Source organism: Peribacillus simplex, assembly GCF_900156045.1.
Taxonomy (GTDB): domain Bacteria; phylum Bacillota; class Bacilli; order Bacillales; family DSM-1321; genus Peribacillus; species Peribacillus simplex_D.
Genome location: NZ_FTMX01000007.1, coordinates 281,306 through 306,180, shown reverse-complemented (window position 1 = coordinate 306,180; position 24,875 = coordinate 281,306). Strand labels below are relative to the sequence as shown.

Annotated in this window: 31 protein-coding genes; 13 read left to right on the top strand and 18 right to left on the bottom strand. The window is 42.1% G+C overall.

Going from position 1 to position 24,875, the window contains the following annotated elements:
- Positions 1–49 precede the first annotated feature (49 nt).
- The 4 genes from BW986_RS23040 (at position 50) to BW986_RS23025 (ending at position 3,777) form a co-directional block, all read left to right on the top strand.
- Positions 50–1,654 (top strand): DHA2 family efflux MFS transporter permease subunit, encoded by a 1,605-nt coding sequence (locus tag BW986_RS23040; protein ID WP_397222940.1) that lies wholly within the window; start codon positions 50–52, stop codon positions 1,652–1,654.
- Positions 1,655–1,672: 18 nt separating this feature from the next.
- Complete coding sequence (locus tag BW986_RS23035) at positions 1,673–2,203, top strand: NAD(P)H-dependent oxidoreductase (protein WP_063234827.1); 531 nt, start codon at positions 1,673–1,675, stop codon at positions 2,201–2,203.
- 13 nt (positions 2,204–2,216) lie between these two features.
- A complete protein-coding gene (locus BW986_RS23030) occupies positions 2,217–2,564 on the top strand; it encodes a hypothetical protein (RefSeq protein WP_076371149.1) in 348 nt (115 codons plus the stop codon).
- Between the two features lie 292 nt (positions 2,565–2,856).
- The gene (locus BW986_RS23025; RefSeq protein ID WP_076371147.1) at positions 2,857–3,777 is read left to right on the top strand and encodes an EamA family transporter; all 921 of its coding nucleotides are present in this window, start codon (positions 2,857–2,859) and stop codon (positions 3,775–3,777) included.
- A gap of 88 nt (positions 3,778–3,865) precedes the next feature.
- On the opposite strand, the gene BW986_RS23020 is transcribed toward BW986_RS23025, so the two are convergent.
- From BW986_RS23020 to fabL, 5 genes are all read right to left on the bottom strand, one after another.
- Positions 3,866–5,614, bottom strand: a complete 1,749-nt coding sequence (locus tag BW986_RS23020) for an ABC transporter ATP-binding protein (protein WP_076371145.1) — start codon at positions 5,612–5,614, stop codon at positions 3,866–3,868.
- Between the two features lie 239 nt (positions 5,615–5,853).
- Positions 5,854–6,384, bottom strand: a complete 531-nt coding sequence (ntdP, locus tag BW986_RS23015; RefSeq protein WP_063234823.1) for a nucleoside tri-diphosphate phosphatase — start codon at positions 6,382–6,384, stop codon at positions 5,854–5,856.
- A gap of 233 nt (positions 6,385–6,617) precedes the next feature.
- Positions 6,618–6,872 carry a YgaB family protein gene (locus BW986_RS23010; RefSeq protein WP_063577340.1) on the bottom strand — a complete coding sequence of 85 codons (255 nt, stop codon included), beginning with the start codon at positions 6,870–6,872 and terminating at the stop codon, positions 6,618–6,620.
- A gap of 160 nt (positions 6,873–7,032) precedes the next feature.
- On the bottom strand, positions 7,033–7,302 hold the full coding sequence (locus BW986_RS23005) for a gamma-type small acid-soluble spore protein (RefSeq protein ID WP_076371143.1): 270 nt from the start codon (positions 7,300–7,302) through the stop codon (positions 7,033–7,035).
- An 81-nt stretch (positions 7,303–7,383) separates the two neighbouring features.
- Positions 7,384–8,133 (bottom strand): enoyl-[acyl-carrier-protein] reductase FabL, encoded by a 750-nt coding sequence (gene fabL, locus BW986_RS23000; protein WP_063234820.1) that lies wholly within the window; start codon positions 8,131–8,133, stop codon positions 7,384–7,386.
- 67 nt (positions 8,134–8,200) lie between these two features.
- Between fabL and BW986_RS22995 the strand changes: the two genes are divergently transcribed.
- The gene (locus BW986_RS22995) at positions 8,201–8,425 is read left to right on the top strand and encodes a hypothetical protein (RefSeq protein WP_076371141.1); all 225 of its coding nucleotides are present in this window, start codon (positions 8,201–8,203) and stop codon (positions 8,423–8,425) included.
- Between the two features lie 77 nt (positions 8,426–8,502).
- Here the strand turns inward: BW986_RS22995 and BW986_RS22990 are convergent, their stop codons facing one another.
- Positions 8,503–8,775 (bottom strand): hypothetical protein, encoded by a 273-nt coding sequence (locus BW986_RS22990; RefSeq protein ID WP_076371139.1) that lies wholly within the window; start codon positions 8,773–8,775, stop codon positions 8,503–8,505.
- A gap of 54 nt (positions 8,776–8,829) precedes the next feature.
- On the bottom strand, positions 8,830–9,948 hold the full coding sequence (mutY, locus tag BW986_RS22985) for an A/G-specific adenine glycosylase (protein ID WP_076371137.1): 1,119 nt from the start codon (positions 9,946–9,948) through the stop codon (positions 8,830–8,832).
- A 206-nt stretch (positions 9,949–10,154) separates the two neighbouring features.
- Here mutY and BW986_RS22980 point away from each other — a divergent pair, with 206 nt between their 5' ends.
- Positions 10,155–11,132, top strand: coding sequence for a metal-dependent hydrolase (locus BW986_RS22980; RefSeq protein ID WP_076371135.1), 978 nt, complete (start codon positions 10,155–10,157; stop codon positions 11,130–11,132).
- A 54-nt stretch (positions 11,133–11,186) separates the two neighbouring features.
- Here the strand turns inward: BW986_RS22980 and BW986_RS22975 are convergent, their stop codons facing one another.
- Complete coding sequence (locus BW986_RS22975) at positions 11,187–11,453, bottom strand: YfhJ family protein (RefSeq protein WP_076371133.1); 267 nt, start codon at positions 11,451–11,453, stop codon at positions 11,187–11,189.
- A gap of 113 nt (positions 11,454–11,566) precedes the next feature.
- Between BW986_RS22975 and BW986_RS22970 the strand changes: the two genes are divergently transcribed.
- Positions 11,567–11,722 (top strand): small, acid-soluble spore protein K, encoded by a 156-nt coding sequence (locus tag BW986_RS22970; protein WP_034305387.1) that lies wholly within the window; start codon positions 11,567–11,569, stop codon positions 11,720–11,722.
- Between the two features lie 41 nt (positions 11,723–11,763).
- Here the strand turns inward: BW986_RS22970 and BW986_RS22965 are convergent, their stop codons facing one another.
- Complete coding sequence (locus BW986_RS22965; protein WP_076371131.1) at positions 11,764–12,075, bottom strand: YfhH family protein; 312 nt, start codon at positions 12,073–12,075, stop codon at positions 11,764–11,766.
- A gap of 75 nt (positions 12,076–12,150) precedes the next feature.
- Positions 12,151–12,948 carry a recombination regulator RecX gene (gene recX / locus BW986_RS22960; RefSeq protein WP_076371129.1) on the bottom strand — a complete coding sequence of 266 codons (798 nt, stop codon included), beginning with the start codon at positions 12,946–12,948 and terminating at the stop codon, positions 12,151–12,153.
- 125 nt (positions 12,949–13,073) lie between these two features.
- Here recX and BW986_RS22955 point away from each other — a divergent pair, with 125 nt between their 5' ends.
- The 3 genes from BW986_RS22955 (at position 13,074) to BW986_RS22945 (ending at position 14,462) form a co-directional block, all read left to right on the top strand.
- A complete protein-coding gene (locus BW986_RS22955; protein WP_076371207.1) occupies positions 13,074–13,994 on the top strand; it encodes a TIGR01777 family oxidoreductase in 921 nt (306 codons plus the stop codon).
- 53 nt (positions 13,995–14,047) lie between these two features.
- A complete protein-coding gene (locus BW986_RS22950) occupies positions 14,048–14,170 on the top strand; it encodes a YfhE family protein (protein ID WP_081088510.1) in 123 nt (40 codons plus the stop codon).
- A 109-nt stretch (positions 14,171–14,279) separates the two neighbouring features.
- Positions 14,280–14,462, top strand: coding sequence for a YfhD family protein (locus BW986_RS22945; RefSeq protein ID WP_034306455.1), 183 nt, complete (start codon positions 14,280–14,282; stop codon positions 14,460–14,462).
- Between the two features lie 375 nt (positions 14,463–14,837).
- On the opposite strand, the gene BW986_RS22940 is transcribed toward BW986_RS22945, so the two are convergent.
- The 5 genes from BW986_RS22940 to BW986_RS22920 form a co-directional block, all read right to left on the bottom strand.
- Positions 14,838–16,418, bottom strand: a complete 1,581-nt coding sequence (locus tag BW986_RS22940) for a fatty acid--CoA ligase (protein ID WP_076371127.1) — start codon at positions 16,416–16,418, stop codon at positions 14,838–14,840.
- 133 nt (positions 16,419–16,551) lie between these two features.
- The gene (locus BW986_RS22935; protein WP_076371125.1) at positions 16,552–17,703 is read right to left on the bottom strand and encodes a thiolase family protein; all 1,152 of its coding nucleotides are present in this window, start codon (positions 17,701–17,703) and stop codon (positions 16,552–16,554) included.
- A 27-nt stretch (positions 17,704–17,730) separates the two neighbouring features.
- A complete protein-coding gene (locus tag BW986_RS22930; protein ID WP_076371123.1) occupies positions 17,731–18,876 on the bottom strand; it encodes an acyl-CoA dehydrogenase family protein in 1,146 nt (381 codons plus the stop codon).
- Between the two features lie 79 nt (positions 18,877–18,955).
- Positions 18,956–19,723 carry a 3-hydroxyacyl-CoA dehydrogenase gene (locus BW986_RS22925; RefSeq protein WP_076371121.1) on the bottom strand — a complete coding sequence of 256 codons (768 nt, stop codon included), beginning with the start codon at positions 19,721–19,723 and terminating at the stop codon, positions 18,956–18,958.
- Positions 19,724–19,797: 74 nt separating this feature from the next.
- Entirely contained in the window at positions 19,798–20,193 is a 396-nt protein-coding gene (locus BW986_RS22920) for a MerR family transcriptional regulator (protein ID WP_063234808.1), read from the bottom strand.
- 164 nt (positions 20,194–20,357) lie between these two features.
- On the opposite strand from BW986_RS22920, the gene BW986_RS22915 reads away from it, so the two are divergent.
- The 3 genes from BW986_RS22915 (at position 20,358) to BW986_RS22905 (ending at position 22,366) form a co-directional block, all read left to right on the top strand.
- Positions 20,358–20,783, top strand: coding sequence for a universal stress protein (locus tag BW986_RS22915; RefSeq protein ID WP_076371119.1), 426 nt, complete (start codon positions 20,358–20,360; stop codon positions 20,781–20,783).
- 167 nt (positions 20,784–20,950) lie between these two features.
- Positions 20,951–21,832, top strand: a complete 882-nt coding sequence (gene cidR, locus BW986_RS22910; protein WP_076371117.1) for a cidABC operon transcriptional activator CidR — start codon at positions 20,951–20,953, stop codon at positions 21,830–21,832.
- Positions 21,833–21,994: 162 nt separating this feature from the next.
- A complete protein-coding gene (locus BW986_RS22905) occupies positions 21,995–22,366 on the top strand; it encodes a hypothetical protein (protein WP_076371115.1) in 372 nt (123 codons plus the stop codon).
- A 62-nt stretch (positions 22,367–22,428) separates the two neighbouring features.
- Here BW986_RS22905 and BW986_RS22900 read toward each other — a convergent pair whose 3' ends face one another.
- The 3 genes from BW986_RS22900 to BW986_RS22890 all read right to left on the bottom strand — a co-directional run bounded on the left by BW986_RS22900 (position 22,429) and on the right by BW986_RS22890 (position 24,704).
- Positions 22,429–23,151: an amino acid ABC transporter ATP-binding protein gene (locus BW986_RS22900; RefSeq protein WP_076371113.1), complete on the bottom strand. Its 723-nt coding sequence runs from the start codon at positions 23,149–23,151 to the stop codon at positions 22,429–22,431.
- Positions 23,148–23,804 carry an amino acid ABC transporter permease gene (locus BW986_RS22895; protein WP_076371111.1) on the bottom strand — a complete coding sequence of 219 codons (657 nt, stop codon included), beginning with the start codon at positions 23,802–23,804 and terminating at the stop codon, positions 23,148–23,150. The genes BW986_RS22900 and BW986_RS22895 overlap by 4 nt, the downstream gene beginning before the upstream one ends.
- A gap of 78 nt (positions 23,805–23,882) precedes the next feature.
- The gene (locus BW986_RS22890; protein WP_076371109.1) at positions 23,883–24,704 is read right to left on the bottom strand and encodes a basic amino acid ABC transporter substrate-binding protein; all 822 of its coding nucleotides are present in this window, start codon (positions 24,702–24,704) and stop codon (positions 23,883–23,885) included.
- Between the last annotated feature and the right edge of the window lie 171 nt (positions 24,705–24,875).

Sequence of the window (24,875 nt, the reverse complement as noted above, 5' to 3'; positions counted from 1 at the left end):
TACACAGTTATACAGAAAGGAGGCTTTTCAATAAATGGCTTCTCAAACCATCTCAGTAAATGAAAACAAGGGAATGAAACAGTTTGCCCCCATGTTAATTATCTTAATGCTAGGTTTGTTCATGGTCATTTTGAATCAAACTCTGCTTAGTGTCGCCATGCCGAGGATGATGGCAGAATTCAATGTAGCTGCGACTACGATTCAATGGTTATCAACTGGATTCATGCTCGTGAATGGAGCCTTGATCCCACTGTCCGCTTTTTTAATAGAACGGTTTGGCACGCGGGTTTTATTCCTTGCTGCCATGTTGCTATTCACTGTCGGGACATTCATCTGCGGCATTGCACCTAATTTCCCCGTCATCCTTACAGGACGGCTGATCCAGGCGGCTGGCGGCGGGATCCTCCAGCCATTGGTCATGACGATCATCCTTTTCATCTTCCCTCCGGAAATGCGCGGGAAAGGAATGGGGATATTCGGACTGGCCATTATGTTTGCCCCTGCCATCGGCCCGACTTTATCAGGTTGGGTCATTCAGGAATATAGCTGGCGGGTTATGTTCTACGCAATGGTGCCATTAGGCATGATAGTCATAATACTTGCCCTTTTAAGCATGCATAATGTAGCAGAACCAAAGAAAATCAAATTGGATTTATTGGGCGCCTCTTTATCCTTGCTAGGTGTTGCATCATTACTATACGGTGTCAGTGAAGCAGGTTCCAAAGGCTGGACGGATTCAATCGTTCTGGGAACGATCATCATCGGGCTGATCCTATTGACCCTCTTTGTGGTTCAACAGCTAAAATCGGAAACACCTATGCTCGACTTCCGTGTATTCAAGTATGACATGTTCGTATTATCGAATATCATTTCCGCCATCGTCACAGTGGCCATGTTTACCGGGATATTCTTATTGCCAATATATTTGCAGACTTTAAGAGGCTTCACACCAGTTCAATCCGGTCTATTGATGTTACCCGGAGCCCTTGTGATGATGGTGATGTCACCCATTTCAGGAGCATTATTTGACAAAATTGGTCCTCGTCCATTAGCACTTCTTGGTTTAGCGATCACTGCTGTCACAACCTTCGAATTTGCTAATTTGACTACGGAAACGACTTATTCGACTTTGGTCATCATCTATGCCATCCGTGCACTTGGAATGTCTTTACTGATGATGCCGATCATGACTGCTGGGATGAACCAGCTTCCTAAACATTTGAATACACATGGTACGGCAATGAGCAATACGCTGAAACAAGTTACCGGAGCCATTGGTACGAGCTTCGTGACGACCATTTATACTACCCGTGCTTCTTTCCATGGAACTGCTTTAGGAACGGAAATGAGTACGAGTGATCCCGGTTTTGTTCAGAACTTCCAAACAATCGTCCAATCCATCATGAGTACGATGAATCAAACTAGTGAACAAGCACAGGAAACGGCCATGTCGCTGATTTCTTCACAAATCCAGGGTCAAGCGAATGTGATGGGAATCAATGATGCATTCTTTTGGGCAACGGGCTTCGCAATTGCCGGAATCGTTCTCTCACTGTTTTTGCGTGACGTTCGGAAGGACAAAGCAATGAAGAAAGATAAACAGGAACATTTGGATGTACCTTTGCTTCCTTCACCAGTAAAAAAATCGGTTTAACTAAATGGGGGAATAAAAATGAAGATCTATGTTGTTTACGACAGTGAAGGTAACCATACGAAAGCACTTGCCGAATCAATAGCTCAAGGAGCCGCTGCGGTTCCTGGGGCTGAGGTTCTCATTGACCATGTAAACGAGGCCGATGTTTATAAGCTACAGGAAATGGATGCAATCATTTGGGGCTGTCCCGGTCATTTCGGCACCATTAGCTCGAGTTTGAAAACATGGATTGATAAACTTGGGTATCTATGGGCGGAAGGTGCGCTGATCAATAAAGTGGGGGCTGTATTCTGTACGACGGCCACCGTACATGGCGGACTCGAGGCTACCATGCTAAACTTAATCACCCCAATGCTTCATCAAGGCATGATCATTGTGGGCTTACCCGGTACTGTCCCGGAAAACGCCTTATATGGTTCCTACTATGGAGTGGGGATAAGCTGTCCGCCCGGTGTGGATGACAACATCACCAAAAATGATTTGCAGCTTGGAGAAGCATTAGGAAAACGGGTAGCCCATGTCACCCGTTCATTCATAAACGAGCTCTAGGAGGCTTGATTCAATGGGCATAATTCTAATTATCATCGTTGCCATAATAGCGGTTACGGGCTTGATCACCTTCAATATCAAAGCCTTATCACCTGTAGATAAGCCGCCGGGTGTCGAGGAAGAGAACTCATTGGAAGAGTTCTCTTCCTCTTCGGCAGATGATTCCGTTACCGAAATCATCTCCCCAACAGACAATGATGAGTTGAAAATGAAAGATCAGGATTATCGTTTGGCTCTTTCCAAGCTTCACAATCAAACGCCAAATGATGAGCCACCTGCAGAAAAAAAGCCTAATCTTCGTAAAATGAAAGACGCGGAATATCGTGGTACATTGGAAGACTTCCAGGAAAATCGTGACTGAAACACATCCCCCCATTCGGCTATTCGCCTCTTTGGGGGTTTTCAATTACTATGCATGAAAGAAACATTTTCGACCTCTGCCGCCGCCTTTAGCTTAAAGATCGACTGCAGGCTTAACTTATATTTCTGGTTGACAAATATTCACAAAGACTTTAAGCTAAGGTAATGCAACACAAACAATTTTTTAAACTCAGCTTTTGTTGAGAGACGGAATTTTAAAAGGATTTCCTTTTTTCGTTCGTCACTTGCCTTTTTGGCAGGTGGCGATTTTTATTTTTACAGGGGTGAAAAACATGCAACTTTTGAAGTATTCCATAATGGTCTTAATCGGTTCAATCTCATATGGCACATTATCCACGATGATGAAGTTTGGATTCATGGATGGCCATTCTTCTGGAGAACTGGTCGGCAGCCAATACCTCGTCGGTTGGCTGATTGTCTCCGTGTTATTTCTTTTTACGTTTAAATATAAAGTTTCATGGAAGAGTGCCGGATTACTTTTAATCACAGGCATGATGTCCACTTTCGTCGGAAAGGCATATGCCGTTTCCGTATCCGAGCTTCCCGCTTCGATTGCCGTTGTCTTTTTATTTCAATTTACCTGGATAGGCGTCCTCATTGAAAGTTTCATAAATAAAAGACGCCCGGATAAAAATAAACTCATTGCCATTTTCGTTCTCTTCATCGGAACATTATTAGCAGGCGCGATCTTTGGTCAGCCTCTATCCGGCCTAAGCCTAAAAGGCGTATTGTTCGGTCTATTGTCTGCGTTGCTTTTTGCACTGTATATGTACTGCAACTCTCAATTCGCAGCTGGGGAATCTTCAATGAAACGGCTGTTTTTCATTGCAACGGGTGGTATGCTGACTGCTGTATTCACGACTAACCCCGTCACACTTGTGACGAATCTTGTCCAAACGAACCTATGGTACTACGGTCTGCTGCTCGGCACTTTGGGTGTTTTAGTTCCTTTCTTTTTCTTTGCTGTCAGTTTGCCGAAAGTGGGTGTCGGGCTTGGAACGATTCTTTGTGCAGCGGAGCTGCCTTCAGCGATGGTCGTTTCCGTCATCTTCTTGAATGAGCAGGTTACGTCACTGCAATGGTTCGGGATGTGCTTGATCATCGTCGGCATCGCCTTGCCTGAGGGAATGAAGCATCTTCTGCAATTCCTTCCTGACAGAAAAAAAACGCTGCATGAAAAAAGGATTTCATAACGTTTATCCACCGGTTCGAATAAGAAAAAGAAAGACCATTCCCGTTAGAGGAATGGTCTTCTTTTGTATATTGTTTTTCCTTTTCTCCTTAAGCATCCAATTGTTGCACTTGAAATAGGTTGTAATAATGCCCTTGCTTTTTCATAAGTTCTTCGTGTTTTCCCATTTCCGTAATTTCCCCATTATCGATATGAACGATCCGATCGGCATGGGTGATGGTTGATAACCGATGGGCCACGATGATGGTGGTCCGGTTTTTCGCCAAAATATCCAGCGCCTCCTGGATATAGTGTTCACTTTCCAAATCCAATGCGGATGTGGCTTCGTCGAGAACAAGGATTGGCGGGTTTTTCAAAAATACCCTCGCAATGGCCACCCGCTGCTTTTGGCCTCCGGATAATTTAACGCCCCGCTCCCCGACTTTCGTTTCATATCCTTCTTTTAGACCCATGATGAAGTCATGGGCATTCGCCGCCTTTGCCGCTTCAACTACTTCTTCATCACTTGCATCGGGCCGTCCCATAAGGATGTTGGCCTTTACCGATTCACTAAATAAGATATTATCCTGTAGAACCATTCCTATTTTATCTCTTAGGCTGCGGACTTGATATTTACGGATATCCGTCCCATCCAATAATACCCTTCCCTCCGACACATCATAGAAACGGGAAATCAAACTGACGATCGAGGATTTCCCGCCTCCGCTCATCCCGACAAGTGCAATGGTTTCCCCTGGTTTGACATCCAAATTTATATGTTTCAAAACGGGTGCCTCTTTCTCGTCATAAGCAAACGATACATCCCGAAAGGTTATTCGGCCATCCACATGCTTCAGCTCTTTCGCCCCTGGTTCGTCATCGATATCATACTTCTCATCCACAAACTCAAAAACCCTGTCCATGGACGCCAATGTCTGGGTCATTGTCGTCGAAGAGTTAACTAAACGTCTGAGGGGATTATATAGCCGGTCTATGAAGCCGACGAAAGCAACCATGGTACCCAGTGACAATTGGTCATGAATGACCTGATAACCGGCAAATCCTATCACGAGCAGGGGGGCAATATCCGTGATCGTATTGACGACAGCAAATGACTTAGCATTCCAGCTCGTATGCTTTAGGGCCTTATCAAGGAAATTCTTGTTCTGCTTCGCAAACAATTCCTGTTCCCTGTCTTCTATTGCAAAGCTTTTGATGACTGACATCCCTGAAACTCGTTCATGAAGGTGACTCTGTACATCCGCCAACGCTTGGGACCGAATCCTTGTATAGGTTCTCAGCTTGCCGAAGAAATGCTTGATCGAAAATGCGTAAAATGGAAGCATGATGATCGATACAATGGTTAACTTCACGTCCATCGTAAACATGATGACTATCACTATGATGATCGTTGCGATATCGAGCCAAAGGTTCATCAGACCCGTGATGACAAAGTTCTTCGTTTGTTCCACATCCGTGATCATCCTTGAAATGACCTCGCCCACCCTTGTATTGGAATAATATTTAAAACTCAGTTTTTGTATATGAGTAAATAAATCATTACGAATATCATATAAGATTTTCGTTCCGGTCCATTGAGCGAAATATTGACGGTAATACTCAATCGGCGGTCTGACTGCAACGAAAATGAATATCATGATGGCCATTGCCCATAAAAGGCGTTCGGACTTCACGGCTTTGGACAGGTCACCATTTCCGATGATGTCATCCACAATATACTTACTGAGCAATGGAAGCAAAAGCGGAATGGCGAACTTTAGCAATCCAATCAGTACCGTCCCGATTATCTGCCATTTATATGGTTTGACGAATTGCAAATATCTCTTAATGCTCCCCACGGATTTCCTCCTTTTCTGAATCATTAAATCCAAACTGTCAATTTGGAATCTTATATCTTATATGCGCCATTCAATTATATTTTCCTTTTCGATGATTAACTATCAAAAGGATTTCATCAATAACCTTCATAACCATTTATAGGAGGTGTAATGGTTCCTGCATTCTTGAAGGATTGAACCAGATGGTAGGCACGATACATAATGAAAAAGCCTGCCAATTATGCAGCAGGCCCTTTCTATCATCGATAGGTTAAAAAGCGTTCATACCAACTATCAATAAACTCTGCGGAGAATGGTCCTTTTCGCTGGCGTATCATATAAATCAAATAGTCTACGTTCTGTTTCAATATTGAATCGATGGCATCCGGGTAATTCATTTCTTTCCGATGCCTTTCATATTCATCCTCATCCAGCAAATTAAACGTCATATCTGGGAATACTTTAATGTCCAGGTCATAGTCAATGTATTTCAATGCTCCCGATTCGTATGTGAACGGCGAACTGATATTGCAATAATAATAAACCCCGTCCTCTCTCAACATACCAATAACATTAAACCAATACTTTGAATGAAAATAGCAAATCGCCGGCTCTCTCGTAATCCAGGTCCTTCCATCTGATTCCGTTACCATAGTACGGTCATTCGCTGCTATCACCAGATTTTGGGTCCCTTTTAAAACGGTCGTCTCTTCCCAGATACGATGGATATGTCCATTATGTTTATAGCTATGGATTTGGATTTTTCCTCCTTCGGCAGGAACAATCCCCATTTATCTCTCCCTACTTTCTATAGACACCCTGACAGCGTACTGTGCCCTATTCCGTTTGCAGTGTTGTGTGTATTTAAAAATATATACTTTTTTCCATTTACCCTATATTCCTATATTATAGCGATTTATTCATAAATTTAAAACAAAAGTGGCTAATCTCCCAGTGAAAATGTGTAAATAAGTCGAAAAAGTCTGACCATCCACCCATTTTAACTAAGAAATTAGCCGGTTCTTTATCGTATGGCAGCCTGTCCTTGCTGAAAATAACGGATGACTTCTTCCGTTTGCTTCTCGAACATATCATGGATACTTTTCAATTCCTGCTTTTTGAGTTGAATCTCTTCCTGAATGGTGACTGCTTCACTCTCCTCTTCCAGGGCAAGGAGTTGCTTCTCTATATCTTGGCATCTTTCGATTTCGGATTGTAAAAGTAAAAGCTTATCCATCGTTTTCAACTGGTTGTTTATAAGCCGGTTAAATTCCTCCATGAATGCACCTTCCTAATCTGTATTTTTTCTATAGTATGTATATTCTATTTTTATCCGTTTTTTCCTTTGACATAATATGTAAATACGACGAAACATTTGTCGACACCAATGAAAGGCAAAAAAAAGCACCCTTCAAAAGAAGGATGCTTTTAATCGGCAATTAGCCTTGGCTTTTATTGCTTTGAGATTTTTGGTTTTGTTGTTTCACTTCTTGAACGTTAGTTTCAGAAGCAAACTCTGTACCGAATTGGCCTTGTGCTTGACCTTTTTTTTGTTGAGATTGCGCGTTTTGTTGTCTCACTTGTTGAACGTTAGTTTCAGAAGCAAATTCTGTGCCGAATTGGCCTTGACCTTGTTGAGATTGCGCGTTTTGTTGTCTCACTTGTTGAGCATTAGTACCTGCTTGTGATTTATTCATGTTTTTAGCCATTGATATCACCTCCACGATAATAAGATAACCATTATCCAGGAGTGTTATCCAACTAAAAACATTTAAATTTTTCCAATAACATTAAACAAGCAATGAAATGCCTCCATCAACTATTACAGTTTGTCCACGAATCATACTGGCTCCATCGGAAATTAAAAACAGGATGGTATTCACCATATCTTCCACCTCGACCATCCGTCCAGCCGGAGTCTGTTCTGCCGCCTCGGCAAGCATTTCATCCCGATTCGGGAAAGACTTCAGGGCATCTGTATCGATCACACCGCCTGAAACGGCATTGACACAAATATTTTTTGCAGCCAATTCGACCGCTAAATATCTTGTCAGGGCTTCAAGCGCAGCCTTGGAAACTCCAACAGCTGTATAATTTTTCAAATAGCGAATGGATCCTAGTGAACTGATGCTGACGATTTTCCCCCCGCCGTTCCTCTCCATTAATTTCGCCGCTTCCTGTGCACAGAAAAGGAGGGCTTTCGTATTGATGTCCATGGTCCAGTTCCAATGGGATTCCTCCAGCTCCATTAACGGACGCTGCACACCTGAGGCCGCATTATTGATGAAAATATCCAAACGCCCGTAATACGCATCGATTTCCTCGAACATGCTTTTCACTTTCGCAACGTCACCGACATTCGCCTTAACTACAAGGGCTTTACGCCCCAATGCTTCAATTTCAGCTGCCACTTCTAATGCTTTTGACTTGCTCCGGGCATAATTAATAACGAGGTCGTAACCTTCCTCTGCAAGCCTTATTGCCGTGCTTCTGCCTAAACCTTTACTGCTACCTGTAACGAGTGCCACTTTTTGTTCCATTTGTTTATTCATCCTTTCTGAGTAAACACAGAGTAATAAAAATCATTTTTTAAGGAGTGTTACTGTTATGTATGTTGGACGCGATATGACAGAGTTGTCGATGATGAAAAAATCGGATTGGGAAAATAGCGAACTTGCCTATTTTCATCACTCCCTTCAACAAATGGTACCTTATTTAAACCAAGAAGGACAGAGTATCCATAGCGAAATCGTCAAAGAAATTGAAAATAGAGGCGGACTCAACAGGCAGGAAGCCGATTATACTCATGGAACGAAAACCCTTTACGATTGATTTTATACGGATATGGCTTTGAAAATCAACAAAAGGAAGAGGATATCTAAGCGGATATCCTCTTTCATGCTCCCAAATCAATAGCGCCTTTTTTTAATCATAATTTTATTATAAGAGGTTATAGCCAGTGCGCAAATCAGAGCTGTCCCAAAGAATGTTAACGAATATAAAGAAGGTGAAATTACATTACCGAATACCGTTTCATTCTGAAGTGCCCCTACTTGTTCCCATGCATTTTCAATGTCCGGTTTATATCGGCTCGTTTTTATGGACCCAACCATTATCGCACTCCCAAAATATAAAGCATGAATGATGACTGAACCCATGAATGCTTGAATGAGTATCCTCATTTCCGCGCCCCCCTCAATACCCTTATATTACCATATAATATCAATTGAGAGCATTTATTCAATTCGTTCTTTTTCTTTATACGCCTTCATCATTTTTTGGTGGGAAACCGGAAATGCAAACTCCTCCATCTCTGCTTCACTCACCCACTTAAGTTGCTGTTCTCTTAGTGTCTCTTCACTGATGCCCTTTTTGACCACTCCGATATATGTGTCCACTTTCCAAACGAGATGCGAGAAAACATGTTCAATCCTCACAAGTGATTCAGTGATTTCAGGTTTGACGCCATACATTTCCTGAAACCGACTCTCGAAGAATTCACGCTTATGCAAAAGGGATGAATGGTTTTCGAAGTTCGGATATTCCCAAAGATTTGCAAGCAATCCTGCTGATGCTCGCTTGTGAATCAAATATTCACCTTTTTCATTTGTTAAAACGGCAGCTACAATTGGTACATCCCGCGTTTTTTTCTTTTGAATTTTTATCGGCAATTCCGACTGAACTCCGGATTCAAATGCTAGACAATGACTTTGAACGGGACATAATAGGCAGGCAGGCTTACCCGGTGTGCAGATTAATGCACCAAGTTCCATCAAGGCTTGATTGAAGGCAGACGTATGTTCATGATCAATCAGCTTTCTTACGGCAGCTTCGAATGTTTTTCTTGTCTTTGGCTTTGCTATGTCTTCATATATCATCAATATCCTTGATAAAACGCGCATGACGTTTCCATCAACGGCTGGCTCCGGCTTGCCGTATGCGATACTAAGAATCGCACCGGCTGTATATGGGCCGACACCTTTCAATTTTGAAATTTCCTCGGGATCATCCGGTACGATTCCATTATAGGATGCCTTCACTTCCTGAACGGCACTATGCAGATTCCTTACACGTGAGTAATATCCCAGCCCTTCCCATGCTTTTAGGATTTTCTCTTCATCGGCATTGGCAAAATCCTCAAGTGTTGGAAACCATTCCACAAATCGGTTGAAATAAGGAATCACCGTATCCACCCTCGTTTGCTGCAGCATTATTTCAGAAACCCAAACACGGTATGGATCCTTATTTTCCCTCCATGGCAATTCTCTTTGTTCTTCGAGAAACCAGGAAACCAAATCTTTTTGAAATTCTTCGATTTTTATTTTTTCTATTGTCGGGATCGTTATTTCTTTCACATCAGTTCCTCCAAAGATGTTAAACTCTTATCAAAAATGGGAATACCTATAGTAGGTCATTCTTTTTTTAATATCATGTTCATATCCATTTATTTGTAACGGGCACGAAAAAAAGTAAAAATTTTATTCATTTGATGGTTAATATATAAATACGGTATGATGAGAGAAGACCATTTTTTTCAATTTGTGGCAGGGAGGTTAGTTTTTTGGATACAGGTACTCACTTTGTCATGGGAATTGCCCTTGGAGGTCTTGCCACATTAGATCCTGTCATTGCGCAGAGCCCAGTCACTGCAAGTGCAGTCATAGCAGGTACGATATTGGGATCACAAGCTCCAGACATTGACACTGTTTTAAAATTAAGGAATAACGCTGTATATATACGAAACCACCGTGGAATCACACATTCCATTCCCGCTGTTTTACTTTGGCCCTTGATTATCAGCGGAGCACTTTTCGCCATCATACCTGAAGCAAATTACCTTCATCTTTGGCTTTGGACCTTTTTAGCCGTATTCCTTCATGTATTCGTGGATATATTTAATGCTTATGGGACCCAGGCTCTTAGGCCGATTTCGTCAAAATGGGTAGCTTTAGGAGTCATCAATACATTTGACCCGTTCATTTTTGGAATACATGTTGCCGGCCTGATCTTATGGGGCTTTGGATTTCCTCCAGGCTATTTATTTCTCTCCATTTACGGAATACTCGTCATTTATTACATTTCCAGATTCAGGGAACAAGCTTTTATAAAAAAAGTGGTCAAACGGCAAATTCCTGGAGCAAGGAAAATTCTTTTATCACCGACCATGCGTTTTCACCGCTGGAAAATTGCGGTGATTACCGAAAAGAATTATTATGTGGCACGGGCCGATAATGGATATGTGACGATTCTGGATACGTTCGATCGAGTGCCATTGCCTGAAAGCGAAATTCTCGAAGCCGCCAAGAAGGATATCAACTTGGCAGCCTTTCTGTCCTTTTCTCCGGTTTACCGCTTTGAAATCGAACAGATAAAAGAATATTATGAAGTCCGTTTTATCGATTTAAGATATCGCAGCAATGGATATTACCCGTTTGTGGCAGTGGTCCATTTAGACAGCGAATTGAATATCTTGAATTCTTATACCGGCTGGATCTTTAGCGAAGCGAAACTGCAGAAGAAATTGAATATTATTTTGTAGTCACTGCATATTGAAAAGAGCTGATTCCAGGGAACCCCTCTGGAATCAGCTTTTTTAATGCACTCGATTCTGCTGATTTAATAATTGTTTATATTTAGGGTTTTTTGCAATGAATTCGTGGAATTGCTCTCCGTAGTTATCAATCCAGGTCATTACAACGCGCGATGTCATTTCTTCTCCGGCATATTCATGCCCAGCCTTTGCATAGGTCGCCTCGAAATCTTCCCATAATAATTCCACCCAAGTCAAAGCTTGCTCATACGTGATGTGTTCATTTTTCTCAAGCAGTATCTTGGTTAATCTTTCATGGTAATCATTCATTAGAACCACCTCATTGCCAATATTTTTACAGAATGAACTATACTGTCCCATACCCATACTAGTGGTAAGCGGAAACGCTTCTTTCTTTAATCTGATGCTTGGAGGAGAAAAATTTGCGAAATAAACAAAAAGGATTCCCCAACCAAAACAATAATAAATTCCAAGGCGAGCCACGTGCAAAGGCAAGATATGCTTCAAAGCGTGCAGATGGGAGTATTAATACACACCCTCAAGAAAGAATGAAAGCATCAAACGAGCGATCGAATTAAAAGGTGCATCAGAAGGAATCGGGTACTTCCCCGGTTCCTTTTTATTTCAACATTGAAATTGGAAGTGCTTCTTCCTTACCGCTTCCACCTAAGCGGTAACCCCATGCGAATACGCCGTTCATATAATCAATTTTGAAATAGACTCCGGGATCTCCGTCAATTTGATAAATTTCACCTTTTTTGAAATCATCCGGATTTAACAAATAGGCCTTGGCCATCGTCACTTTTCGTTCCAATACGGAGTATTCATTAATCATTCCCAATTGCTCCGCTTTTCTCGCTTTTTCAGTCAACGCTGCAATTTCCTGTTGTAGTTCATAGGCGGTCAACTTGCTGTATCTTACGTCACTCATATATATGACTCCTTAAATGAAATATTAATTTACTTCTATATTAAACAAAATTTAGTGATTTGGCTATTGATGCACTTAATCCCCATCAGGATTGGAAAGATAACGCTCAATCAATTCTATTGGAAAACCTTTTCGGTATAATGCCTGCTTCATTTTTTGTTCATATTCGAAGCCTTCATGGTTTTTATATCGGCGTTGCATTTTTTCGGCATGGTGGCAAAGAGAATCCCATTGTTCATCTTCATCCTTTTCAACCGTCACATCTTCAAGTGCCTCATGGATGACATCTCTAGGGAAACCTTTCCGTAACAGGGTTTGTTCAACTTTCAGCCTTAAAGCTCGTTGGGAAATGTTTTTTTCCTTTTTGACCGCTTTTCCAGCAAGTTTCCTTGCATGTTCAATCTGAATATCATAGGGGTATTCCTTCAATGCCTCGACAACCAACTTTTCTTGCACCCCTTTTTCCTTAAGCTCGAGCTTAAGGGTAGTGGGCCCTTTATTGCCTCCATTCACATGGGTCCGTACGTAAGCCTTGGCAAATTCAAGGTCGTCTAAATAGTTAAAACTGTATAGTTTATGTATCGCTTCTTTAATGATCGGCTCTTCCGTCTCCTTCTTTTTTAAATAAAGGCGAATTTCCGATTCCGAGCGCATTCGGTATGATAAATAATTAAGTGCATCGGTAAATGCTTTTTGGATTTCGTCATGGAATTGTATTTCAGCCAAAAGCAGGTCATCAAGTTCCTTTCCCTTTTTCAACTGAAATTTCAATAGCACTTCTTCATCTACACTGAAGGCATATTTTTCGTCAACGAAAATGTTATAACGATCTTTACGTTTCTTTTGGGTTGTTATTTTTGTTATGTTTGGCATAAATCCACCCCCACCCCTACTTTACCCCTTTACGTTTACCATTTCTATATATAGCATGTCTAAAAATGAAAAAAGAACATGGGCATGTTAAAGTGAAGGAAAGAAAGGGAAAGGAAGTGGTTTTCATGAAAATAGCCATTGCTGGTGGAAGCGGTTTTGTCGGCACAGCCCTTATTGATGAATTATTAAAAGAAAATCATGACATATATATTTTGACCCGTCATCCCGATAAATTTAAAAAACAGACTAATTTGACATATATCGGCTGGTTGACCAAGGAGGCGAAGCCGGAAAAGCACTTGGCGGGGCTAGATGTTTTCATTAACCTTGCTGGTGCATCCCTGAACAGCGGGCGTTGGACACCTGAACGAAAACGCCGGATTGTCGAAAGCAGGGTCGAAGCTTCCAAAGAGATGAACCGGATCATATCCATATTGCCCGATAAAGTGTCCGTCATCATTAATGCAAGTGCAGTCGGATATTATGGTATTTCGGACGATGAGACCTTTACCGAAACCTCTGGATCCTTTGGTGATGATTTCTTGGCACGTACTGTACAACTATGGGAAAAGGAAGCGGCTAAATCACGCTCTTACTGTAAAAGGTTGGTCCTAACAAGATTTGGGGTGATTCTTGGAGAAAAAGATGGCGCACTGCCAATGATGGTCCTCCCCTATAAACTATTCGGCGGAGGAAAGATGGGCAAAGGGAATCAGTGGCTTTCCTGGATTCATATCCATGACGTGGTCCGTGCAATCATCTTTTGCATGAACGATGAGCGGATAGAAGGCCCAGTCAATTTTACGGCACCGAATCCCGTTCAGATGGATACATTCGGGAAAACGATAGGAGCTGTCCTGCACCGGCCACATTGGTTACCCGTACCTCCCCTCTTTCTCAAAAAACTGCTGGGGGAAATGAGCATACTTGTGCTTGAAGGACAAAATGTCCTTCCCACTAAACTTAAAGAGGAAGAATTCACTTTCTCCTTCCCAACCCTTAAAGAAGCTTTACAAAATATCTTGAAAGAAGATTCTCACGTATGAAAGGGTCATTTTAGGAAAAAATAGGGATATTAAGTGAAATGGAGATGATCTAATTGCTCAAAAAACACGATAAAGAGAAAAGTAACTTAACTAGTACCCAAGCTATTCTTTATGCTCGCGAATTTAAAAAGGCAGATCGAGCTGGTGGATATACCGAGAAGAAATCCCGTCGTTAAGCTTGGAGTTTTTTCCCGTACATTTTGAACAGCCACTCAACACAAAATAAGCTGGAGATGATTAGTGAAATCATCTCCAGCTTATTTTTTATTCTAGGGGGCCTCTAATATGGGACGAAATAACATACACCATAATCGAGATAAGAACAAACAAAAACTTCCTCAGGTTCCTAAAAACCTGAAGAGTGATGGACTTGACGTTGAGTATTCTTCCGAACTGGCTGACCAGGAAGACATCGAGGCACAAGCCCGGGCAAATGCGGCCGACCGCCGTGCTCATAATCGCCGTTAATAAGCAGGATAAACCAAACCAAGGGGCTGTAAATCAGCCCCTTATATATTCAATATTTGCATGGTTTATCCACACCCCTGTGTATATTGTGGATATATTCTGAAAATACTGACAAACTATAAGTGTAATAACTCACCTTATTAACATGAAAATAATGTTATTTCTGGATAACCCTGTGGATTATGTGGATAAAGGGGATGTCAGGCTAACCACGCAGCATTTTTGTTGTGGATAACTATTCTCTCTACTTGATTTGTTCCACAGGATTATTATTTATATAATAATTCATCTATATCTTTTACGGTCTTTATTAAATTTCTTCCTTCCAAGTTCGTATGCCAAGCAATTCTAGATGACTTTTCACTGTCCCCTGCATTAAAGAAGGTTCCCCAAACTTTTTCCATCAACATTTTCTTCCAACTGTTTACGAAGCAAGAATTTTTGAATCTTCCCGCTTGCGTTTCGAGGCAGCTCATTACAGAAGATATACCTTCTTGGACGTTTATAGTTTGCTAGTGTAACACTGTTTCTACACCAGGTTTCTAAATCTGTTTCCGCAAGCGTTGGGTCTTTGGCTACGATGAAGGCCGTCACCATTTCCCCCCATTGATCATCCGGTTGACCAAGTACTGCACAGTCGAGAACTCCTTGATGCTCATATAGGGTATCTTCCACTTCACGTGGATAAATATTTTCCCCTCCAGAAATAATCATGTCGTCCACCCGGTCCTTGACCCACAAATATCCATCTTCATCCAGGAAACCGATGTCACCGGAATGGTACCAGCCTTTGTAAAGCGCCTTTTCGGTCTCTCTATCTTTTTGAAAATACCCCTGCATGATACACGGACCCTTCACAAGGATTTCCCCTGTTTCCCCAGGTTCCAGCAGATCCTCGGGATCCGATGGCCCTTCGTCATTCGGACGGGCAATGATTATTTCATGATCGGAACATGCCTTGCCGGCAGAACCCGCTTTCCTGATTTGATCTTCCTCCATTAGGAGAGTGATGGCGGGACCCATTTCAGTCATTCCATAAGCTTGGATGAACTGGATGCCGAGTTTCTCCTGACAGGCGCGTACAAGTGTTGGAGCCATCGGGGCTGCTCCATAAAGCCCAAGCTTCAAACTCTGGAATTTGTACTCATCCAAGTTTTCCTGGATGAGCATGTTCCACATCGTGGGTGCAGCAAAAAACTTGGTGATCCCTTCGGTTTCAATCAATTCCATGACCTTCTTGGGATTAAACTGATGTAATATGACATTTGCGGCACCGACCTGTATGCGTGGTAAAAAGGAACAGTGCAATTCGGCACAATGAAACATCGGTGCAGTGATCAAACCGATATCAGAGCGTTCATACTTCATGGCCTCTATTAAAATCTCGGATTGTTTGACCATGTCTTTATGAAGGTGAATGACCCCTTTTGGACGTCCGGTTGTCCCACTCGTATACATGATGGCATAGATATCATCTTCGTGAACGTCCACTTCATCAGGCTTTGACGAGATACTGGCCATTTTCTGGCGGTAACCTTTTGCATATCGAGGCACATCATCATCAATATACCAAAAAGCCGTTTCCGGAAATCGCTTTTCAACTGCGGCAACGTTCGTTTCCAGTTCGTGTTCGAATAAAACGACCTTTGGAGCAGCGTCGTTCAAGATAAAGGCCAACTCTTCCGGCATTAATCGGAAGTTGATTGGATTAAAGATTGCGCCGATTTTTGCACAGGCAAAGAGTGCTGTTGCAAGCTCTTCATTATTGTAAAGGTACGTAGAGACCCTGTCCCCTTTTCGCACCCCTTCCGCTTGAAGGGCAGCCGCCAACCTATTCACCTGCTCATTCCATTGAATGTACGTATAGCGGATATTTCTTCTCACGTCGTAGATAGCTTCTTTAATGGGGAATTTCTGAACCGTCTGATCAAAGATATTTTTAATCGTTACTGACATATCATGTTCCTCCTCAAGTAACCACCATCAACTCCGAAGAGTTTAGGCAAAGCCTGCCGATGGTCGGCTTCATCCCTTTTTCAGCTTTTACTTTCGTGCGAATTACGAATGTTTCTAAATGGATAGTCCGGCTTCAGTCCAATCTTTCAATGATGGTTGCATTCGCCATGCCGTGGCCTTCACACATTGTTTGCAGCCCATAACGGCCGCCCGTCCTTTCTAACTCATGGATCATCGACACCATCAATCGGGCACCGCTTCCGCCAAGAGGATGACCCAAGGCAATCGCCCCGCCATTTGGATTCAGCTTTTTGGGGTCTGCCCCCGTTTCTTTTAGCCAGGCAATCGGTACAGGGGCGAAAGCCTCATTCACTTCAAAGATATCGATATCATCAATTGTAAGACCTGCTTTTTCCAAAGCTTTTTGGGTGGCGGGAATCGGTCCCGTAAGCATCAGGGTGGGATCTGACCCGACAACAACCCGTGTATGCACTTTAAAGCGCGGTTTCAATCCAAGTTCTTCGGCTTTACTGCGTTCCATCAATAATAAGGCGGCAGCACCGTCACTGATCTGACTTGAGTTCCCTGCATGGATTAAACCGCCTTCTTGAAAAACCGGTTTCAATCCAGCAAGTACTTCAAGCGTGGTTCCACCCCTTGGGCCTTGATCTTCCGTAACTTCGATTTGATTTCCTTCTTTATCAGTACCCGTTACTGATATCATTTCACGGTTAAAATGCCCTTCATTTTGAGCACGTATTGCCTTGGCATGACTCTCAACGGAAAACTGATCACAATCTTTCCGTGTTATTCCCCACTTAGCGGCGATTCTCTCAGCTGACAAACCTTGGTTGATCACCTCATACGAGTCCATATACTTTTGGCTTGTTCCAGCACCTTGATAATTAGACCCCATGGGGACTCGTGACATGTTTTCCACACCACCGGCCACTACCACATCCATATCACCTGACAAGATGGCCTGGGAAGCGAAATGGACTGCCTGCTGACTTGATCCGCATTGACGGTCAATCGTCGCTCCCGGCACTTCAATCGGAAACCCGGCAATCAGTGCAGCAACCCTTGCTATATCACCGGCCTGTTCGCCCGACTGTGAAACACAGCCTAAAATGACATCATCGACAATGGCCGGATCGATGCCCGCCTTTTCAATCAGCTTCTTCAATACTTCCCCGGCCAGATCATCAGGGCGAACGTCTTTCAAGACACCGTTCCTTCTGCCTACTGGCGTGCGGATCCCTTCAACGATAACCACTTCCCGCATATACTCTCTCCCCTTCTCATCCTTTTATTATAGACCCAGGTTCTTAGCAATGATTTTCTTCATGATTTCATTTGTCCCGGCATAGATGCTTGCTACCGGAACATCCCGATACCTTCTGGCAATCTTGTATTCCTCCATAAATCCATAGCCGCCATGGAGCTGCATGCATTCAATGGATATTTTTCTGGCAGTCTCCGTCAAACGCCATTTTGCCATCGAAACTTCCGTTACAACCTGTTCACCAGCCATATGTTTGGCGATCAATTGATCTAGGAAGGCACGCCCCATTGTGATTTCCGTTGCCATTTCCGCGATTTTGAATTGTGTATTTTGAAACTGACTTACGGATTTTCCGAACGCTTCCCTGCCCTTCACGTACTCAATCGTATCGGCCAGCATATCCTCAGATGCGGTTTGAGCACAAATTGCCACCACAAGGCGTTCCTGCTGCAGTTTTTCCATTAAGTAAGTAAACCCCCTGCCTTCTTCACCAAGCAGGTTTTCCTTTGGAACACGGCAATCCTCGAAGATGAGTTCTGCTGTATCCTGACTGTGCAGGCCAAGTTTCTTCAGTTTTCGCCCCCTGGAAAATCCGGGTGTATGCCTTTCGACCACGACTAAGCTAACACCTTTATGTTTCGGAACGGCACTTGGATCCGTTTTACAGGCAACGATGACCAAATCCGCATGAATGCCATTTGTGATGAATGTCTTTTGGCCATTTAATATGTAATGATCTCCATCCAAAATGGCAGTCGTTTTAATATTGGCCAAATCCGAACCTGTTCCAGGCTCTGTCATGGCAATGGCCGTAATGATTTCCCCTGTCGTGCATTTAGGAAGCCAGCGCTGTTTCTGCGACTCATTTCCGTATGCGGAAATATACGGAACGGTGATGTCACTGTGAAGTCCGAAACCAATGAAACCAGAACCGACTCTTTCCAATTCTTCATTAATTATGACAGCAAAGCCCCAATCTACCCCGGAACCCCCATAATCTTCTCCAAGGTCCGGACATAAAAAACCCTGTTCCCCCATTTTCACCCAAAATGACCGGGGAATGATCCTCTCTTCTTCCCATCGTTCATAGTTGGGAACTGCTTCTTTCACTAAAAACTTACGGAATGACTTACGGAAAATTTCATGATCTTCACTTAGGTATGGATGCTTCATCTGTTTTCTCCTCTCCATTTCTTTTTGTCGGAGGCCCTTTTTCCAGATATACAATGAATTGCCCTTAAGGAATTAACACTTACCTGGGTGACATTCTGATGGCCCCATCAAGTCTGATGGTTTCCCCATTCAGCATTGGATTCGTTATGATGCTTTCCGTTAGTTTAGCGTACTCTTCGGGATACCCGAGCCTTGGGGGGAATGGCACGGTTTTACCTAATGACGTCCTAGCTTCTGCAGGCAATGAATCGAACATCGGAGTATGGAATAGACCGGGTGCAATCGATACGACACGTATCCCTTTCGTGGCAAGCTCCCTTGCGATCGGGAGAGTCATAGCAACAATCCCCCCCTTAGAGGCACTATATGCGGCTTGTCCGATTTGTCCTTCAAAGGCAGCTACCGAAGCTGTATTGATAACGACCCCACGCTCCCCCTCTTGGTTCGGTTCATTTTCGACCATTTTTTCCGCCGCAAGCCGGATTACGTTAAACGTACCGATCAAATTGATCTGCACGACATTTGAGAACGCTTTCAATTCATGGATACCTTTTCTGCCTATGACCTTCTCTGCAATCGCAATGCCTGCACAATTGATGACCGTATTGATGCTCCCGAATTTTTTCATTCCTTCATCCAATGCTACCGATACGCTTTCCTCACTAGTTACATCCGTTTTAATGAACAGCACTGAATCTCCCAATTCCTGAGCCATTTTAGCCCCGTTTACTTCCGAGAGGTCAAATATGACCGCTTTTCCACCTTTTTTAATGATGTTTCTTACTGTCGCAGCTCCCAGACCAGAAGCCCCGCCTGTTACAACTGCAATGGTTTCTTTAATTTCCAAATTCCCACCCCATTTGTTTTCTAGAATATATATTCATCTCTCACTATCATCAAAACCTATTTTCAAGATTAATTTCACCGCTTGCCTGTTTTATCGTTCACTTTCAAGTCATGAAGGGTTTCGGTAAAGCCTTTGATTACCTGTTCAAAATCCTGTTTCAAACCATCCAGCTCTTTAATGCGTTCGTTGATTTCGTTTAATTTCTGTCCTGCAGTTTCAATCGTTTTTTCCAATTGCTTAATGCCTGTCCTATCCTTATCGAATAAAAGGACTATATCCTTTATTTCGACTAACGAAAAACCATACTTCTTACCGCGCATTATGATTTTGAGCTGTGCATATTCCTTCTTTCCATAAACTCTTTTTCCCGTTTCGGTACGCTTTGGCCTAAGCATACCCAGTTCCTCATAATAACGGAGGGTCCTTGTCGTCAATCCGAATTCTTTTGCTAACTCAGAAATGGTGTACATGTTAAAACCACACTTTGCAAAGGGATTATTTACCTTTATTTTAACATTGACGTTAACGTAAACTTCAATAAATATTCACAAAATTTCTAATTTATGAAACTGCATGAAAGATTTAAATTGATATACTAGGGGTATATTCTTCAAAAGAAGGGAATGATCGATCAATGCTATGTTCAAAAATATTAGTTGCTTATGATGAATCTGAATTGGCACTTAAATCTTTAGAAAAAGCGATTGAAATAGCGAAGCTGGATCCCGCTATCGAAATCCAGGTGCTTCACGCTGTAACGCTGCCAATCAAATCAAATATATATGGCAATGCCTTTCAGGAAATCGAAGAATCCATGCTCAAGTATGGCAAGGAAGTGATTAAAAAAGCGGAAGCGCTTTTATCCGAAATCCCGAATGGATCCCAGACATTTGTCGTGGAGGGTTCAGCCATCACGACTTTATTGGAACATGCAAAATCCCAGAATTGTGACCTTATCATCATGGGCAGCCGCGGATTGAGTGGCTTCAAGGAATTCCTAGGCAGCGTGAGCCACTATATCGTTCAACATTCCCCAGTGCCCGTCTTGTTGGTCAAATAAAATATACGGCAGATACTCTTGCCAGCCCTTTCATAAGCTGGGTTCCCCTTTGGAGTCCAGCTTATTTATGCGTGCATGTACCCCAAGCAAAGCTTATCTTGTTTTACAAACACTTCCTTTTACAGGTAAAATGAAACTAATTTTAAACGAGGATAACAGGTGACGCAATGGATATTAAACATTTGCAATACTTTATAGAGGTAACCAATTTCAATAGCTTCACTCGTGCTGCCGACCATTTATTCATTACCCAGCCGACCATAAGCAAGATGATTAAAAACCTGGAAACCGAGCTAGGTGTTGAGCTTTTTGATCGTTCACGTAAGCAACTGATCTTGACCGATGCAGGCAGGGTTGTCTTAGAGCAGGCAAAATTGATTGATAAGGCCTTTCACAATTTAGAAACGGAAATGGACAATTTATTAGGTTTAAAAAAGGGACATATACGCATCGGGCTGCCGCCGATCATCGACGCTTCTTTCTTCCCCCGAATTCTTAGCCGTTTTCACGAAGACTATCCCAATATTACCTTTCAATTAATAGAGGATGGTTCAAAGAAAATAGAAGAATCCGTCCAAAATGACTTAATTGATATAGGAGTAATAGTCCTGCCAACCAACACCGCACATTTTCATCATTTTGCTTTTTTGGAAGAAGACATCAACTTGATTGTTCATCCCACCCATCCGCATGCTTGTAAGGAAGAAATCGATTTGGCCGACCTGGAAAACGAATCATTCATCTTATTCAATAAAGATTACGTCCTTCGTGATCTCATCATTTCATCATGTAATGAAGCTGGTTTTTCTCCTTATATCGTCACGGAAAGCTCACGCTGGGATTTTATTGAGGAAATGGTCTACTGTAAACTTGGCGTTGCTCTATTACCGGAAAGTTTATGCCGTCATGATGATCGCGTAAAGACCATCAAGGTTAAAAACCCCTCCATCAGTTGGAATTTGGGATTTATATGGAGTAAGGACCATTACCTTTCATACGCTGCAAAAGAATGGCTGAAATATACGAGGGAAGCGTTGTCTCATGAGTAGTGAATTATCTATCATGATTGATGTAAGCACTATCATAGATTTGGGTTATGCACATGATAACATCTAACCATTTTACATGGCGTTACGGCGGAGGTAGACTAGTATAAGTAAAAAGCACGGTAAATGCTGATGGATTCAATATATTCTAAAAAGGAGATATTCATGATCACTTTATCTAGTGTCGATGAGTTACAGGCAACAGAAGCAGCTCTAGAGAAAATTAAATATTCATACCCCGAACTATTTAATAAACTGCTCCATGTCGTTGCCTTAACACGGGCTCTTCAATTTAAATATCAATTTATGGGCACATTAATCATGGATGAAAACCCTAACGAATACACCCCTGAATTCGTTATGCCCTCCGTTATCGGATTATATATAGAGGAAGTTCAAAAGTTAAAGGATGATCCGAATATCCAGGTATTACTTCAGACCTTCTCCCAAATTAAAAATATTGGATATGCCAAAATCAGTATGCTCGTGCTCGGTAAAAGCCCTGAATCGCTTTTAGGCGCTTCATATATTAAATGAAGCCCCCTGATATGCTCCGAAAAAAAACCTCCCTTAAAGGAAGGTTTTTTCTTTACGTGTAATTAAAGCACTTTACTCAAAAAGGCTTTAGTTCTTTCCTGCTGGGGATTATTAAAAATCTCACTTGGAATATTTTCTTCAATAATATAACCTTCGTCCATGAAAATCACGCGATCTCCAACTTCTTTTGCAAACCCCATCTCATGGGTCACAACTACCATGGTCATGCCTTCTTTAGCAAGTTGCTTCATGACCTCAAGAACTTCACCGACCATTTCCGGATCTAGAGCGGAAGTCGGCTCGTCGAATAGCATGATTTTGGGCTCCATCGCCAACGCCCTGGCAATTGCAACACGTTGCTTTTGCCCACCCGATAATGAATCCGGATATGCGTTTGCTTTCTCGGCAAGTCCCACTTTCTTAAGCAGTTCCATCCCTCTTTGGGAAGCCTGTTCTTTGGATATTTTGCGGACCTTTATAGGCGCAAGCATTATATTCTCAAGAACAGTCTTATGTGGAAATAAGTTAAAATGCTGAAATACCATGCCAACTTCTGTCCGGACTTTATTGATATTGACCTTCTTGTCTGTCGTATCAAGCCCTTCAATGAAAATATGGCCTCCCGTTATCGTTTCAAGTTGATTGATACACCTGAGGAAAGTGGATTTACCCGACCCAGAAGGACCAATCACCACGACTACTTCCCGAGGGGAAACGATTGCATTGATATTTTTCAATACATCATTATCGCCAAATGACTTCTTTAGATTCTCCACCTTGATCATTCTGTTTTCAACCTTCTTTCGAGTCTATTTAATACGAAACTTAAAATGAGGGTCAGGAATAAATAGATGAAGGCACACGCCAAGTATGGCTCCCACACTTTAAAGTACTGACTCCCCATCGCTTTCCCCCAATACATCAATTCCGGGGCAGCAATGACACAAAGCAGGGATGAATCCTTCAATAATACGATGAATTCATTTCCTAACGGAGGAATCATTCGTTTGAAAGCTTGGGGCAATACAACATGTATCATTGTTTGGATATGGGTCATTCCCAATGAACGCGCCCCTTCCATTTGCCCTTTATCGATGGATTGAATGCCCGCCCGGAAAATTTCGGCAATATATGCAGCTGCATTTAAAGATAAAGCAATAACACCGGCAGTTACTGCATTCGTTTCACCAGTAAAAAAGGGCACAATTCCAAAATGGATTAAAAAGATTTGAACTAAAAGCGGTGTTCCGCGAAAAACCGTGACATAACAGTAAAATGGAAAGGCAAGCACTTTGTTTCTCATGATTTTCCCTAAACCGATCAATAACCCCAAAAAAGTTCCGATGAGGATGGAGGAAACCGACAGCCCAATTGTAAGCAACGTTCCTTTTAATAAGAAAGGAGCATATTCAAAAATAATATCCCAGCGAAAACTCATTTTGTTTCCCTCCTAAGACCAAAAAAACTGCGTAACTTCACACGTAAAGTTACGCAATCTTTTCCTATCCATTTGTTTTTATTGTTGTGCTTTCAAGGTTTCAATATCTGGATCAGTACCAAACCACTTTTTATAGATTTCTGCATATTTCCCATTTTCATAAATGGCATTCACGGCTTTATCGAACTCAGATTTCAATTCACTGCCTTTTGGGAACATAAGACCATAAAACTCCTCATTGAAGCTTTTGCTATCTTCAACGACTTTCAGTTTTTGATCGGGGTTATTTTTCACATATTCTTCAACGACCGTATTATCAGCTACGACAGCCGAAGCTCCGCCTTTTAGTAATTCCTGAATGGCCAGGTTATTATTTTCGAATTTTTTGATATCCTTGTGATTCTTTCCAAGGAGTTTCTCTGTCGCTTCCTGTCCAGTAGTACCAGTCTGAACGGCAATGACGTTTCCTTTCAATTCATCCCCTGATTTTATATCACTATTCTCAGGAACGAGAATCTTGTTTGTGGATAAGAAATACGGAACAGAGAAGTCATAAGATTGTTTTCTTTCGTCATTCACTGTAATCGCAGATATGGCGACATCCGCTCTCTTACCTTCGATTTCAACAAAAATCGGATCCCAACCGACACTTTCCAATTTAACTTCATAACCCGCTTCTTTTGCCACGGCATTTATGAAATCAACATCGAATCCTACGATTTTATCTCCTTCAAGATATTCAAATGGAGCATAGTTGGCGTCCGTCACGATCCTGAGTGTTTTCCCATTGGACTCTTCTTCTTTACCTGTTGTCGAGACTTCCTTACCCTTCCCGCATCCTGTCAAGACTAGTAACAAAGAAGCAACCATGGCAAACACTAAAAATGAAACCTTTTTCAAAATAATCCCCTCTTCTCTCTCGTAAACTCTCTTTTTTTTAAAAAAACAGATAAATCTAACTTTAGAGAACTTTCAGTATATTCTTTTAAGAATATTATACGTTTATTTGTTTTTTTATGCAATAAAAAGTCGATAAATAACTTTAGTAAAATAAAATTTTAATCAATTAAC

Bases quoted from the DNA above. Each gene is read 5' to 3' on its own strand.
- BW986_RS22955 (WP_076371207.1), top strand. From the start codon at position 13,074: ATGAAAATAGCCATTGCTGGTGGAAGCGGTTTTGTCGGCACAGCCCTT.
- recX (WP_076371129.1), bottom strand. From the start codon at position 12,948: ATGCCAAACATAACAAAAATAACAACCCAAAAGAAACGTAAAGATCGT.
- BW986_RS23010 (WP_063577340.1), bottom strand. From the start codon at position 6,872: ATGGAGGAATTTAACCGGCTTATAAACAACCAGTTGAAAACGATGGAT.
- BW986_RS23025 (WP_076371147.1), top strand. From the start codon at position 2,857: ATGCAACTTTTGAAGTATTCCATAATGGTCTTAATCGGTTCAATCTCA.
- BW986_RS22990 (WP_076371139.1), bottom strand. From the start codon at position 8,775: ATGAGGATACTCATTCAAGCATTCATGGGTTCAGTCATCATTCATGCT.
- cidR (WP_076371117.1), top strand. From the start codon at position 20,951: ATGGATATTAAACATTTGCAATACTTTATAGAGGTAACCAATTTCAAT.
- BW986_RS22945 (WP_034306455.1), top strand. From the start codon at position 14,280: ATGGGACGAAATAACATACACCATAATCGAGATAAGAACAAACAAAAA.
- BW986_RS23035 (WP_063234827.1), top strand. From the start codon at position 1,673: ATGAAGATCTATGTTGTTTACGACAGTGAAGGTAACCATACGAAAGCA.
- BW986_RS22975 (WP_076371133.1), bottom strand. From the start codon at position 11,453: ATGAATGATTACCATGAAAGATTAACCAAGATACTGCTTGAGAAAAAT.
- BW986_RS22965 (WP_076371131.1), bottom strand. From the start codon at position 12,075: ATGAGTGACGTAAGATACAGCAAGTTGACCGCCTATGAACTACAACAG.
- BW986_RS23005 (WP_076371143.1), bottom strand. From the start codon at position 7,302: ATGGCTAAAAACATGAATAAATCACAAGCAGGTACTAATGCTCAACAA.
- fabL (WP_063234820.1), bottom strand. From the start codon at position 8,133: ATGGAACAAAAAGTGGCACTCGTTACAGGTAGCAGTAAAGGTTTAGGC.
- ntdP (WP_063234823.1), bottom strand. From the start codon at position 6,384: ATGGGGATTGTTCCTGCCGAAGGAGGAAAAATCCAAATCCATAGCTAT.
- BW986_RS22935 (WP_076371125.1), bottom strand. From the start codon at position 17,703: ATGCGGGAAGTGGTTATCGTTGAAGGGATCCGCACGCCAGTAGGCAGA.
- BW986_RS23030 (WP_076371149.1), top strand. From the start codon at position 2,217: ATGGGCATAATTCTAATTATCATCGTTGCCATAATAGCGGTTACGGGC.
- BW986_RS22940 (WP_076371127.1), bottom strand. From the start codon at position 16,418: ATGTCAGTAACGATTAAAAATATCTTTGATCAGACGGTTCAGAAATTC.
- BW986_RS22905 (WP_076371115.1), top strand. From the start codon at position 21,995: ATGATCACTTTATCTAGTGTCGATGAGTTACAGGCAACAGAAGCAGCT.
- BW986_RS22995 (WP_076371141.1), top strand. From the start codon at position 8,201: ATGTATGTTGGACGCGATATGACAGAGTTGTCGATGATGAAAAAATCG.
- BW986_RS22900 (WP_076371113.1), bottom strand. From the start codon at position 23,151: ATGATCAAGGTGGAGAATCTAAAGAAGTCATTTGGCGATAATGATGTA.
- BW986_RS22895 (WP_076371111.1), bottom strand. From the start codon at position 23,804: ATGAGTTTTCGCTGGGATATTATTTTTGAATATGCTCCTTTCTTATTA.
- BW986_RS22915 (WP_076371119.1), top strand. From the start codon at position 20,358: ATGCTATGTTCAAAAATATTAGTTGCTTATGATGAATCTGAATTGGCA.
- BW986_RS22930 (WP_076371123.1), bottom strand. From the start codon at position 18,876: ATGAAGCATCCATACCTAAGTGAAGATCATGAAATTTTCCGTAAGTCA.
- BW986_RS22920 (WP_063234808.1), bottom strand. From the start codon at position 20,193: ATGTACACCATTTCTGAGTTAGCAAAAGAATTCGGATTGACGACAAGG.